General features: G+C 39.5%; 14 protein-coding genes and 1 pseudogene. 2 read left to right on the top strand and 13 right to left on the bottom strand.

Annotated elements, in window-relative coordinates; translation table 11 throughout:
* Positions 1-72: 72 nt before the first annotated feature.
* Together I4641_RS21570 and I4641_RS21565 are read right to left on the bottom strand one after the other, a co-directional pair.
* Complete coding sequence (locus I4641_RS21570; protein ID WP_229642658.1) at positions 73-1,041, bottom strand: CobW family GTP-binding protein; 969 nt, start codon at positions 1,039-1,041, stop codon at positions 73-75.
* A 194-nt stretch (positions 1,042-1,235) separates the two neighbouring features.
* The gene (locus I4641_RS21565; protein WP_229642657.1) at positions 1,236-1,937 is read right to left on the bottom strand and encodes a DUF4336 domain-containing protein; all 702 of its coding nucleotides are present in this window, start codon (positions 1,935-1,937) and stop codon (positions 1,236-1,238) included.
* Between the two features lie 201 nt (positions 1,938-2,138).
* Between I4641_RS21565 and I4641_RS21560 the strand changes: the two genes are divergently transcribed.
* Positions 2,139-2,723, top strand: a complete 585-nt coding sequence (locus I4641_RS21560) for a TetR/AcrR family transcriptional regulator (RefSeq protein WP_229642656.1) — start codon at positions 2,139-2,141, stop codon at positions 2,721-2,723.
* Between the two features lie 45 nt (positions 2,724-2,768).
* Here the strand turns inward: I4641_RS21560 and I4641_RS21555 are convergent, their stop codons facing one another.
* The 10 genes from I4641_RS21555 to I4641_RS21510 form a co-directional block, all read right to left on the bottom strand.
* Positions 2,769-2,942, bottom strand: coding sequence for a hypothetical protein (locus tag I4641_RS21555; protein WP_229642655.1), 174 nt, complete (start codon positions 2,940-2,942; stop codon positions 2,769-2,771).
* 28 nt (positions 2,943-2,970) lie between these two features.
* Complete coding sequence (locus tag I4641_RS21550; protein ID WP_229642654.1) at positions 2,971-4,140, bottom strand: MFS transporter; 1,170 nt, start codon at positions 4,138-4,140, stop codon at positions 2,971-2,973.
* Between the two features lie 2 nt (positions 4,141-4,142).
* Positions 4,143-6,620, bottom strand: a complete 2,478-nt coding sequence (locus tag I4641_RS21545; protein WP_229642653.1) for a TonB-dependent receptor domain-containing protein — start codon at positions 6,618-6,620, stop codon at positions 4,143-4,145.
* A gap of 238 nt (positions 6,621-6,858) precedes the next feature.
* Positions 6,859-7,935, bottom strand: a complete 1,077-nt coding sequence (locus tag I4641_RS21540; RefSeq protein WP_229642652.1) for an energy transducer TonB — start codon at positions 7,933-7,935, stop codon at positions 6,859-6,861.
* An 88-nt stretch (positions 7,936-8,023) separates the two neighbouring features.
* A complete protein-coding gene (locus I4641_RS21535; RefSeq protein WP_229642651.1) occupies positions 8,024-8,923 on the bottom strand; it encodes an alpha/beta fold hydrolase in 900 nt (299 codons plus the stop codon).
* 138 nt (positions 8,924-9,061) lie between these two features.
* Positions 9,062-9,331, bottom strand: coding sequence for a type II toxin-antitoxin system RelE family toxin (locus I4641_RS21530; RefSeq protein WP_229642650.1), 270 nt, complete (start codon positions 9,329-9,331; stop codon positions 9,062-9,064).
* Positions 9,328-9,546, bottom strand: a complete 219-nt coding sequence (locus I4641_RS21525) for a hypothetical protein (protein ID WP_369426862.1) — start codon at positions 9,544-9,546, stop codon at positions 9,328-9,330. The genes I4641_RS21530 and I4641_RS21525 overlap by 4 nt, the downstream gene beginning before the upstream one ends.
* An 89-nt stretch (positions 9,547-9,635) precedes the next feature.
* Positions 9,636-10,181 (bottom strand): cation efflux transmembrane domain-containing protein, encoded by a 546-nt coding sequence (locus I4641_RS21520; RefSeq protein WP_229642648.1) that lies wholly within the window; start codon positions 10,179-10,181, stop codon positions 9,636-9,638.
* Between the two features lie 250 nt (positions 10,182-10,431).
* Positions 10,432-10,806 (bottom strand): ArsR/SmtB family transcription factor, encoded by a 375-nt coding sequence (locus tag I4641_RS21515; RefSeq protein WP_369426861.1) that lies wholly within the window; start codon positions 10,804-10,806, stop codon positions 10,432-10,434.
* A gap of 89 nt (positions 10,807-10,895) precedes the next feature.
* Entirely contained in the window at positions 10,896-12,107 is a 1,212-nt protein-coding gene (locus I4641_RS21510; protein WP_229642646.1) for an FAD/NAD(P)-binding protein, read from the bottom strand.
* A 232-nt stretch (positions 12,108-12,339) separates the two neighbouring features.
* On the opposite strand from I4641_RS21510, the gene I4641_RS21505 reads away from it, so the two are divergent.
* Positions 12,340-13,245 (top strand): tetratricopeptide repeat protein, encoded by a 906-nt coding sequence (locus I4641_RS21505; RefSeq protein WP_229642645.1) that lies wholly within the window; start codon positions 12,340-12,342, stop codon positions 13,243-13,245.
* 103 nt (positions 13,246-13,348) lie between these two features.
* Here I4641_RS21505 and I4641_RS24340 read toward each other — a convergent pair.
* Positions 13,349-13,501, bottom strand: a pseudogene (locus I4641_RS24340) (CAB/ELIP/HLIP family chlorophyll-binding protein); the annotation flags it as partial.
* Positions 13,502-13,604: the final 103 nt, after the last annotated feature.

The raw sequence follows: 13,604 nt of genomic DNA, 5'->3' as shown, positions 1-13,604 counted from the left end.
GCTATCAACGAATTTTTCTATTATAGTTTAGTCCTCGGAAAGTGACAAAAGAGGGATATCCCTCTTTTGTCCCTACACTAAACATTGTTTAAAGTCCTCTCTCAGTTGTGCCTCATCTAGATTGCGACCGATAAACACCAATTCATTCTTACGGGTTTCTCCTTCCTTCCAAGGGCGGTCTGGTTTCCCATCCAGTAACATATGTACTCCCTGAAAGACAAAGCGATCTTCTTCTCCTGCAACATTCAAAATACCTTTCATACGAAAGATATCTACTCCTTTGGTTTGTAGTAGGTTACTTAACCAGTTATTTAGTTTTTGTCCGTCTAGTTCTCCAGATTCTACTATGGCAAAAGACCTTACCGTCTCATCGTGTTCGTGGGCAGCTTCGTTGAGAAATTCAGGGTCGATTTCTAAAGCACGGTCTAAATCGAATGCCTGTACCCCCAACAACGAATCCATCGATAGTTCAGAATTTTGGGTACGATAGATTTTTGCCATCCCATTCATGGCTTTGATTTTGCTTTCCAATTCATCCAATTCTTCGGGATTAACGAGATCGGTTTTATTGAGAAGAATTACATCGGCAAAGGCAATTTGTTCCTGTGCTTCATCTGCCTCCCAGTGTTGCTGGATGTGTTTGGCATCCACTACCGTAACCACTGCATCTAAAGCAATCTTGTCTTTCATATCTTCATCGACAAAGAAGGTTTGAATTACAGGGGCGGGATCGGCTAAACCAGTAGTTTCAATGACTAAATGGTCGAACTTGTTGCGACGCTTCATTAAGTTGCTGATAATGCGAATCAAGTCTCCTCGCACCGTACAGCAAATACAGCCGTTATTCATCTCAAAGATTTCTTCATCGGCATCAATCACCAGTTGATTATCAATCCCTACTTCTCCAAACTCGTTAACGATGACCGCTACTTTCTTGCCGTGTTCGTAGGTAAGGATGCGATTGAGAAGGGTGGTTTTCCCCGCACCTAGATAACCAGTTAGTACAGTGACGGGAACGGTGTTAGTGCTTGTCGCTACCATAATCTAATTCCTAAGCTCTTTTAGATAATGATAATCGATCTCATTGTTAGACAAACATTATTAATCATTCTTCATCAGTTTCAAAATATTATTATGATTGCGAGGTATTTACTAAAAAATCATCGCATCTTCGATTTCCTTAAAGCCTCTTTGAGACCCAAACTGTCTTTTGCTTATTATGGTAGGAGTTGTTTTTACGAAACGAGCCATTGATAACCAGCAGCTAATTGTTGCTTAGCATTAGTCTCGACAATTTTGCCATGAGCCATAATTACGCGCTCAAAATCCCAAGCTAAAATTTTGGCGATCGCCGTTTTTGCTGCTTGTTTATCTCGGACTGCTATTTTTTCTAACCAAGATGGTTTGAGAGTTTGATAGCTATCGATCATTCTCATTGCAAGTTGGATAATCCAAGGATAGCTACCATCAAAATTAAATGCCGAATCGGTAATAATTAATGTTTTGGTGCTGGGATGATAAAACACTATTTCATTAGCTATTTTGATTTGAGGAATGATTAAAATTTGAAATCCTGAAAACAATTGATATTCTAGTTCCGAATTAAAATCTATTTCGTCTTGAGTCAACGTTTTAGCTATTTTTAGCTGGGGTTGCTTGGTTTCTAAACCAGGTGGGGCAATAATTTGAGCTTGGGGATAAACTTTTTGGCAGTCTGCCAAAAATAAATGATGAAATAAATTAGGGGCAATTAGATATCTTACAGTTCCCAAACTGTTTAACTGCTGTTTTATTTCTGGAGTAATAGCAATCGGAGAAATTAATAATAGAGAATTATCTGCCAATCGAATTACGGTCATTCTCGTACCTACGGGCAAACCCATAAATTTTAATGGTTGTTCTGCTACCCAAAGATTGTTGTCTAGTTGTCGCAACATTTGATTTAATTCCTGACTACAAGCAGAGTTGGTAACGGTTGTTGTTTTTTATTAACCAGTGGGTCAATAAAAATCTACCACTTATTAACCAGTGGGTCAATAGATGAGATGGTAAAAATAATTTGGGTTAGAAGCCTAGTTACCAGTAGAGTTAGACAAGACTCAAGCAAACAATTTAAGGAAAAAATTTCTTAAACTACTATGCCTGGACAAAAAATAGCCGAATCCGAGCGCAAAGAGCAAATTCTGACAGCTACAATGCGAGTTGCTACCAAAATGGGATTAGAAAAGGTAACAGGAAGACGAGTAGCAGCCGAAGCTGGTATCAGTAGCGGTTCTGTCTTTTTCCATTACAAAACCAAAAACGATCTTTTACTGGCACTGCTAGATAAATTAATCGTTTGGTGGCTGACAACTCGCGAAATTCAAGCCAGCGAGCCGAAATTACAATTTTTAGAATTAATCAATTCAGAGGCACGAGTTGACGATCGAGAAGCGATCAATTTGCTACTTGAGTTTTGGATTCTGGGCAGAAAACATCCCGAAATGAGATCGCGTTTTCAAGAGGCGATGGTGAAATACAGAGATAAATTTTGCTTGGTTGCACGGCAAATGACTAAAGATGATAATGATAAGTTATCTCAAGCCACACCAGAGTCCATAGCGATTTTTGCTTCCAGTTTGATTATTGGTAATGCCCTTCAGATGATGTTTGCTCCAGAATTCTCAAATAGTGATGCTTTGGTGGAAGTGACTAAAATTCTTTTTTTAGATTCAAATAATTAAAGAATAATTTCGTCGTTATGATGTCGATTTACTTTGGGGATTAGATTAAGTAGTAAGAAAATTCTTAATCCCTTCTGTCACCGCTTCGGGATATTCTTCATAAATCCCTAAAGTTCCCGCTAATCTAACTGATTGCACTTGTTCCAACTCTGCCATTGCGGTCATTTCCGCTTTTGATTTTGGGGGTGCATTTTCCGCTAGAACGATCGATACGGGCATGATACATAAAGGGTAACTAAAATTTACTCTATTCCAGCAAAAAACCAGTTAACAATACTCCAACCAGAGATAATAGAGATGCGATCGCAAATGCCCCCCAATAGCCTAAAGATTCGGCAAGAAAACCACTCAAGCTACCTGCCAGCAAACTACCGATAAAAATAATCGTGATTTGTAGAGTATAGTCAAAGCCAGCATTGCCTTGACGACTATTATCCATACAGATGGCAAACATCGGTACGCAAGCCATAGCGTAGGTAAACTGCAACCCTGCAGCACAGAGATATAAAATTGGCAGACTGGTATAACCTACGGTTGGTAAAATCCAGAGAGCGATCGCGACTGCAATTAAAATACCAAAGATAATCAATCCCCGTTTGCGCCCTAAATATTTCAGCAAAAATCCCCCGACAAACGCACCGACAAATCCCGCACTAAAGGAAACAATACCGTTCATCAAGCCAATATCGCTCAAGGACAGGTTTAAATCCACCAACAAAGGGCGAGACATGGTGCTGGCAATAGTTACACCCATCATATAAACTACCAAAATTAAAATCCATTGGGGAATTTTTGACTGACGAAAAAATCCCGTTAAAGATCTTAGGCTTAATTGAAATTCGGCTTTAGGGGTCGATTTGCTTTCGCGATAGCCGATTACAGGAAATATTAAAGCAAATACTCCTAATGCCATCAATAACAAGCTATTTTGCCAACCAATAGTATCCAAGGCAATTAAAATTACGCCACCGCCTATAATACTTCCCAAGTAACCTCCACCCACTTGAATGCTGTTGCCCAAACCCCTTTCTGATGGCTTGAGAATGTCAACAGCTAAAGCATCGGTAGCAATATCTTGAGTCGCAGCAAAAGTAATTGCCAACAACATCATCGCCAGCAACAGCATGAAGTTATTATCGAAGTCGAGCAAAGCACAAACAGTAATGACAATGCCCATCAAACTCTGCATCAGCACGATCCAAAACTTATAATGCCCCCATTTCGTCCAACCATAGCGATCGATTAAAGGCGACCATAAAACTTTTAGCGTCCAGGGTAAGCTAAGTAAACTAGTCAAACCGACTAATTCTAGACTTACCCCTTGTTGTCTTAAGAAAACAGGTAGAGTTTGTCCAAAAAAAGCTACGGGTAGAAACTGAGCTACATAAAGGCTGGCGAGTAATGCCCATCTATTCATAATCAGAATTTGGTTTTAACTTGAATGCCATAAGTAGCGGGGTTACCATAACTAGCAATTTGACCCAGAGAACCAAAATCAAATGCCGTGGTTAAATACTCAGTATCAAAAATATTATTGGCAAAGAAATATATGCCATAGTTTTCTCGTTCGTAACCGATACGGGCGTTAACTAAAGTATAGGGTTCTCTTTTAAACTCATTGGGATTATCAAAGAAGCTAGTGCCAACCCCCTGTAATTCAAGTCTGGTAAATAAACCAAAATCTGCCCGATACTGTAAAGCGAGATTGTAGGTATATTCAGGTACGTAGGGTAAAGAGTTGCCTTCTAATTCTTCGTTACCAAAGGGATTGCTAAAATCTTCAAAAGTGGCATCTACATAACCAAAGCCCGCGATCGCATCAAAGCCTTTAAAAGGAGTTGCCTTTACTTCTAATTCTACTCCCGCAATATCCGCATCGACATTAGCTACTTGACGGGCGAAGGTGTTGACATCAAGGGCATTAATTTGAAAGTTTTCTACTGGACTGATAAAAGCTGCTAGATTGAAGTTAAGACGATTTTTTAGGAAAGAGGATTTTAAGCCAATTTCGTAGTTAATTGAAGTTTCCGTGTCGAAGGTTAATAACTCTTCGGTATCGGCAAAATAATTTACTCCTGCGGGTTTGTAGCCACGAGCGATCGAGGCATAGGTCATTAAGTTGGGATTAAAGCGATACTCGGCGGTAAAGCGAGGTAAGAGAATATCGTCATCCTGTTCGACATCATCAAAACTAGTGACGGTGCGATCGAAACCCGTAAAGTCTGAAGTACTTTCGTTGCTGAGAGTGCTATCAAAACCTTCATAGCGCAAGCCCGCAGTTAAGGTTAAGGGTTCAATTGGTTTATAGCTAGCCTGTCCGAAGAAAGCTAGAGTATTCTCGTCAATTTCTGCTGTAGCATTGGTGATTCCCGCATCGGTAATAAAGCTACTATCGTTAACTTCAAAATCTCTAAACTCTAAATATCCACCTGCTAGCCATTGCAGTTTGCTTCGGTTGTTAGGAGATTGGAAGCGAATTTCTTGACTGAGAGAATCAGAGTCAACATCAAACACTTGAATGGCAGTATTTTCTGTAGGCGGGCTAAAAATATCTACATCTGCCTCAAAATCAGAACTAGAAAAGCGTCGGGCAGAAATAGAAGTGAGGCGAAAGGCATCGTGTCTGTAATCGACTCTGACAGATTGAGTATCGTTGTTCAGGTTGGTAAAACCATCAAAATCCTGCTGGATTTCAAAGGGATCTTCGTCATCCAAAGCCACAAAAGGCTGTGCGCCATCGTTGTAATCGTCTACCGAAGCATTAAACGATACCCTCAAATCTTCGGTGGGAGTCCAAAGCAACTTACCCCTAGCGGTTAATCCCGACTGAGAATCAACATCTGTATTTAAAAAGGTGTTTTCCGTAAAACCATCGCGATTGTTATAAGTTCCCGAAAGACGAAAAGCCAATTTATCTTCGACAATGGGTGAACTGACACTAGCTTCTAGTTCGTAGCTATCGAAATTGCCGTAACTAATTCCTCCTTCAAATTCCAACTCTTCAGCAGGTGGTTTGGTAATGATATTGACTACCCCTGCTTGAGCATTTCTACCGTAAAGAGTAGCCTGTGCGCCTCTAAGCACTTCTACTCGTTCGATCGGATAGACATTTAAACCCAAAAAGTTGGTGTAATCGTAGGGAACATCATCGATATAAAATGCCACCGAGTCGCGAGAGATAAAGTTAAAATTACTAAACCCCCGCACGCTATAGGTAACAAAGTTACGACTGGGAGTATAGGTAGTAAAGTTAGGCGTATTCTCGGAAATATCCCTAAAGCTGTCGATATCTGCGTCTTCTGCTTCTTGTTCGTCAATGGTAGTAATGCTTATGGGAACATCTTGCAGTCGTTCGGGTTTTTTCTCAGCAGTAACAATAACATCAATTACTTGGTCTGGTTGTGTTTGAGTATCTGCTACAGGTAAAGGTGGGGTGGCATTGACAATCAAACCGCGATCGCTCGTTATTATTTCTCCTGTTGGTGTTCCTTCTATCCCAGAAATAGTAATTCTAATTTTATTTCCTGGTAAAGTGATCGCTGTAACTCGCTCAATTCCTGATACGGGATTTGTCCGTATAAAGCTAGGTTCTTTTAAGTTAAGTTGGGCATTAGCAAAATCGATAATTAGATTGTTGCCTTGATTGTATTTGATACGACGCAATCTTTTTCCATCAACCGTATCGATGGTCAATTCTACTCCTGTAGCGGTCGGTTGTACTTCAATCTTGGTAATAATTATCACCGAATTGTTTAATTGGGATTGCCACTGCTCTAAAGTAGTTGCAGGAGATTCAGTGTTTTTAGGCTGTTCGGTAGCAGATGCTTGACTAATAACATTGCCGAAAAAGAACAATGACAAATTTAAAATTAACCCTAGATATAATTTTTGCTTCACTGACTTTGAAATGCTCAGAATAAGAGTTGCTGCTGAATCTATATCTCACGAGGTTGTTTCAGCAATCAAATAAATAATCTTGTAATTTAGCAGTCAAAAATATCCGAAGCAAAAGACAGCCTGTCGTAGATTAATTATTGCTAATTTAAACTGCGTATCTTATCTTTCCGTAATTTTTAAGTTTGGCAGCAATATTTGATCGACCGATCGTGCTTATTTATATTTCTCCCCGTCTCCTCTACCATTCCTCGTCTGCAACGTCAAAACTAAGATTAATCTGGACTATGGCGCGATCGCGATCTATTTCGCTAAACTCCATTTGCTTTGCAGCTTCTAAGGCTGACTCATCCAAAAGAGAGTTGCCACTAGAAATAGCGATCGCAGCATCAATAACTTTACCTTTACGGTCTAATGTAAGTTGAATTCCTGCCGTTCCTTCTACACCATCTAAGACATCGGGATATTCTGGTTGGCAGTTATCTTTGCAAGCAATAGATAAAGGTGCTAATGGCTGGTTAAGATCGTTATTTGCAGCAGCGCGATCGTTGTTTAGATCGTCACCATTATCATCTGTCTTGGATTTCGCATCGGAATTGTTAGCGACAGTGCCTTCAAAATCTCCTGGATTAGGCTTTTGGTTGAAGCGCGATCGTTCTGTAGTTGGTAATTTTGACGAAGGCTGTTCTCGATTTGGTACTGGTTTATCTAAATTGGCAAGTGGTTTTTTCTCGGCTAAACTTGAATTTTCAAAAGGTTTATCGGGCGGTTGGTTATCTTCAATTGGTTTTTCAGGCTGTATAGTCGGGGGATTTACCTTTTTTTCTGGCTTGGTGGTCGGAGTTGATGCAACCTGAGTATTATCTGCGGTTACTCGATCTTTATTTGGTTTAGTAATAACGGGTTTAATTTCTGGCGTTTCGGTTACGGCTGGCGGTATTGGAGGTGGTTTTAAGGTCGGATTTGGAGGAGATTTTGGCGGTGTAGTTTCTGGTGGTGTGGGTGGTTTAGAAGGTGATAATTTTTCTTCTACGGTCGGATCTGTAAGAGTTTCTGGTGCTGCAACTTTTTGCGAGTTTTGGGCGGATTTAGCTAGCGTATTAGACGAAGATTTGTCCGAAGATGTCTCTGTATTTCTTAGTTCGGTCAATTCGACAATAGCGATGGGAGTCAAAGATTTTTCTTCTGCCGAGACAAATTCTTTGGTTTGGTATCGAGATACAATTAGCGCGATCGCTCCATGTACTAATAAAGAAAGCAACAAACCTAATATTAGACTATTTCTCTCTTGTTGCTGTCTATTATAAAAATTGGGCATTCAAGTCTATTGCAGTAGGCTTTTTTTACTGAATTGGCTTTAGACTCTATTTTAGGTTAGGTTTGCTGCCTATTCTAAAAGTTTATAGCTAAAGAAAATTCTGAATCGCTTCTGTTACTGCTTCGGAATACTCTTCATAAATCCCCAACGTCCCTCTTAGTCTGACTGATTGTACTTGTTCTAACTCTGCCATCGCCTCCATTTCCACTTTTGATTTCGGGGGTGCATTTTCCGCCAGAATAATTAATACGGGTATCGATACAGAATCTAAAAGCTGCAAAAATTCCTCTCTATTCGTTACAGGATCGATCGCGCCAGTAACAAAAGCAGCAGGGGCATATCTCGCACCAGGTTTTGAAGTAATTTGATGTTTTTGAGCGATAAATTCAGGAGTTAGTTTGGTTTCATCTACATAGACGTGACGTTTATACATCAAGCGGAGAAAGGAAGGGGTAGTGTTGAGATAGTATAATCCTTGTCCGACGACGGGCGATCGCACTAGATTTTTTACACCATTTCTGACACCATCGGGCAAACCCATAACTCGTAAAGGTCCTTGCCAAGTGGGAGCAATTAAAATTAGTTGAGATACTATATCTGAATTATCCTGTGCGAACTTTAAAGCGTATCCCGAAGCATGACCCGCAGCAATGATAATAATTGGGCTATTAAAAATAGATTTAATAAAATCTCCTAACAACTGCTGAAATAACGCGGGGTTGTAATCCACAGGGGGGCATTCAGACTCGCCAAATCCCAACCAATCTAAAACCGTTACTTGATATTGTGTAGCCAGTAAATTGGCAATAGCTTTCATTTCCGTGCGACTGGAAACCGTGCTAAAAGCAGTCAGTAACAGTACGGGATTTCCTTCGCCGATGGTTTCATAAACGACTCGATATTGCTTGTCTGAAAAATTCCAGTGGTAAACATTTTTTGTCCCGCCAATACTAGAGTTATTCTGAATCCGATTGGTTGCTGTAGTCATGGCTAATAGGGTCGAGAAATCTATTTATATTGAGATCTTAGTCAGATATTTAATTAACTTCGCATTTGTCTTAAAGCATTGATACATAGCAGGCAATCGCTCATAATCGAGTCAAAAGGTAGAGATCGAGATCGCTGGCTACAAACCAGATAGTAATTTTTCATAATCTCTATGAGAACCGATCCAAAACCAAATGACAGTATCTCCATCCAATTGACCAACTGCTCGATGATTTTTACTTATTCGAGCGGAATAAATAGGCAATCTTGAATGTACTTTTTTAAAACGCAAGCTTGGATGATTTGGATTTTTTTTAAACTGACGATAGGCGCTGCGTGCTTGTGCTTGAATTTGTTTTGGCAATTTAGTAAAGACTTGACGAAACTTTAATGTTGTTCGCGACTTCACAATTTTTCTGGATCTAATTCTTGGGTTTTTCCTGCTCTGTATTCTGTCATCGCTTCAGCAGCAAGCTCGGCTAATACATCTTGAGAATCGCTAAAAGCCTGTTCCCATTTCATCTCGTCTTTAAGTTCTTCTAAAATAATTGTAGCGATCGCATCTTGTTCGTTGTCAGGCAAATTCTTAATAAGTGCAACCGCTTGATTGAGTAATTCTGTCATGGTATTTACTGGTAGCTGTAGATAGAGTATACAATCCATAATGGCACGAGGTATATCGAGGTATTAACTCGTTCGTGATGAATTAAATTTTAAATTAATTCGGCTCTTGCTTTTTGGAGAACTTTTCCCGCAGATTGGGCAAAAACCACAGTCAGTAATAATCCTAAAATGAAATCTGGCAAAAACGAATCAGTTAGAAATACGAGTCCAGCAGTTAGCAACACCGAAGTATTGGCAATAATGTCATTACGTGAACACAGCCAAACCGAGGACATATTAATATTGTCGTTACGATGACGAATCAGCAATAAAAAACAAATTAGGTTAGCTATTAAAGCCAGAATACCAATCTCGCTCATTAAACTAACTGTAGGGACGGTTTGAGCAAACAATTGATAGGTAGCTCTGGCAAATACAGCGATCGCCGTAAGAAACATAATACCGCCTTTGAGTATTGCCGATCGCGCCTGAGCTTTTTTACCTTTTTGAATAACGTAAAGGCTACAGCCATAAACTAAAGCATCCCCCAGCATATCTAAGGAATCACCTGTTAGGGATAAAGAGGCTGCCTTAATTCCCCCACTAAATTCCACCACGAACATCACTGCATTAATTATCAAAATAATCCATAACACTTTACTCTGGCGTTTTTGTAGCTTTTCTAATTCCTTGGCTTTATGTTGACGAGCGACCCCGCGTCGGCCTAAGACGCAAGGGAACGCGCGAGTCGTGACAACAATGTTCTGCCATTATTTTTGATCTAAACGTTCAAGTGAATGTTTGAATAATATTTATAATATCTCTTAAACGTTCAAAAGAACATTAGAATGTAAGCCAAATTGAAACTATCAAGATAGAGAAAAATCAAGACATATTAAATAAAAGCTATACCAACTCACGCAAAGAATAGCTAAGAATATCAGTCACGCGCCGATCTTTTAGCGAATAATAAGCTAATTTACCGTCATTACGATACTTAAGTAATTTCAAATCGCGCATTTTCCGCAAATGATGAGAAGCGGTGGCGATTTTGACATTTAACATAGCTGCAATATCGCAAACACAAAGCTCATCGCCGTTTCTAAGGGCATAAAGTATTTTAACCCGCGATCGGTCTGCTAAAGCACCAAAGATAACCGTCATTTCCTCTAAAGTATCTTCATTGGGTAAAGTTGACCGAATTTGAGTAACTAACTCGGTGTTGAAACATCTTACCTGACAAAGATCTTCTGCTTTGGTTTTGGTTTTACTCACGGGTATTTAGGGATAACGGTTAAATCTATTTAGTTCAATGGTACAAGATAGTTGAATTCCCAGTGGGTTGGACAAGAGATCGCTTCTTCAATGAATCACTCAATCGCCAAACTGGGTTTAACAATTGCTGGCACGATACGTTGACACGCCATTTTCCCACCGCCAATATTTCTAGCAACAGGACCAATTCGTAACGCAGCCAAACCACCCATGATAAAAAAGTTCGACTTGGGCAAACGTAAATGTTCGTCTAGTACGGGTAAACCATTAACTATTTCTGTAGGATAAGTTTCTAGTACGCCTTGTAATAAGGGATGCTCTTTAACATTAAATCTCGTACCAGTAGCTAACCAAATACGGTTAAATTGATGTCTGTTTGCATCAAGACAACGAACCTGCCAGAGATTATCTTGCCACTGTGCGTCTCTAACTTGACAGCATTCATCGATTTTTAACTTACCTTCATAAGATGCTCGATTTAGTTTTAGCATCATTTCGGGAGTCATCGAACCGCCATTACGGGCTTGCTGTATTTGCTTATAACGCTCGTGCCAATCGGTTTCGGCGTGAAAGTCTTTGAGATATTTTGGTCCTAACCAACCAGGATCGGCATCAAAAGTTTTTGACTGTAACTGTTTTCTAGTCATTAGGATAACAGTTGCACCCAGGTTCATTGCACCTTTGGCTAAATGTCCGCTGGTTAAACCACCGCCAACGATTAAAATCCTTTCTCCTGTTAACTTATGCTGCTTTAAATTTACCTGTTGCGAATGACATAATTTATCTGAGGGGTAATCTGAGGTAATGCTTTCTACCCAATTAGGAAGTTGTACTTTGCCACTTCCCGTAGCTAGTACCACTCTACGGGCAACGATTGTTTCTCCCGTATTTAAAACTAATTGAAATCGAGAACCAGAAGCACGTTCAATCGGTAAAACCCGAACTACTTTGGCGGGATAAACTTTATCTGCTAACTTCCAGCGACGAATTACTTCATCACAGAAATCGTTAAATAACTTTGTTCCTGGTCGATCGTAGGGGGGGAACAATTCACTATGCCGATGTTCGGCAAAGGTTCTCAATTGATGAGGGTTGGGATCGGGATGATGGACGGCAGGCGATCGCAAATAAGGAATTTGTTGTGCTGCAAATTGTTGTTGCCATTGACTCATCCAGGTTTGACTGGGATCGAAGACTAAAAATTTATTATAATGTTTCGCGCTTTTTTGTAACAGGTGGGTGGTAAAAGTAAGAGCCTGAACTCCTGCACCGATAATAGCTAGGTCGATATAGTTGGGTAATTTCACTCGCAGAAAATAATGATAATCATTATCATAACAATTCATTATAATAGTTCAACTAGTTGTTTGAGACAAGCTAGGCGGGGGAATGCCCATGTCTGTAAGTGTCACATTCCATGACTGAAGTTATGAAGAAATAAAACAAGTTTGACCGCTTGTCTGTTGAATTATCAATCCAGTTTAGGCATTTATTAAATGTTTATCAGATCTATAACTTTGACTCTTTGACTAAGGTTTTATGGCAGTTTTACAACGATTCTTACTTAGTAGTTTCATAGCGATCGCGTTATTTTTTGGCTTTAATCCCTCTGTAGTTGCTGCTTCACCAGCCAATATTGCCGATGTTTTTCATCAGGGGATAAATCACCTACGTCAGCAAAATTATCAATCAGCTTTAGTCGATTTTACCCAAGTCATTAACAGTCAGGACAAATTAGTCGGTGCTGCCTATAGCAATCGCTGTTTAGTAAATCTACAGTTGCACAATAATACTGCTGCTCAAACTGATTGTCTGCTGGCGATTAAATATAATGCCCATAATCTGGAGGCATATCTCAACTTAGGATTAGCTTACCACCGTCAAGGAAAATACCAACAAGCGATCGCCCAAAACCAAGAGATCCTTCAGCAAGATCGACAAAATTATCGAGCTTACTATAATCGCGGTTTAGCATATTCTGCTTTAGCAGATTATAAGCAAGCGATCGCCGATTATCAAATGGCTTTAGTTTACTCGACTGAATCTAATCCTGAATCCAAAAGTTTAATTTATAATGATTTGGCTTTAGCTTATATGATGCGAGAAGAAAATGAACCAGCTATCTTGAACTTTACTCAAGCGATCGCTTTAGATAGCTATAATGACAATGCTTATTACAATCGAGGTTGTGCTTATCATCAACAAAGACGTTATTTGCTAGCTATCTCAGACTTCAACCAGGCAATTAAATTAAATCCCAATTTCACTCAAGCATATGTACATCGTGGGATTTTAAATCACCAAATAGGCATCAGGCATACTGCATTAAAAGATTTAAATTTGGCTTTAGAACAATATCAACATCAAAATAATCAGGAACAATTTCAGGCAATTTTCAACCTTAAACAACAATTTTTTGATACTCAGCCCAGTCAGATAGCTTGATGTCTCATAATTCCTAAAATTAAACATCAACAAAAAGCCTCGATCGGTATCAATCGAGGCTTTTTTCTAACTCTATTATTGAGTAAAAAATCTATTTCTTGTCTTATGAAGAAATATTATTTCCTGACAAGAAACCTAAGAAATGTATCCAGCCCTGACCTGTAGCAATTTCAATTAAAGTTGCAGTAAAAAAGCCGATCATTGCTAAACGTCCATTCCAAATCTCTACACTGGGTCTAAATCCCCAACGCCATTTTGAAGCTGCGGAGAAATAAGGCTGCTTATCTTCTTCGGGTAGGTCTGGTCTAGGGTGTTGATTTTGTCAAAAATAGCTGGGAGTAATTTCATACACTTTCTCT

This window comes from Waterburya agarophytonicola KI4, from assembly GCF_020640915.1.
GTDB classification, from domain to species: Bacteria; Cyanobacteriota; Cyanobacteriia; order Cyanobacteriales; family Xenococcaceae; genus Waterburya; species Waterburya agarophytonicola.
Note: the sequence above shows the minus strand (reverse complement) of the source record. Positions and strands in the feature narration are given on the sequence as shown.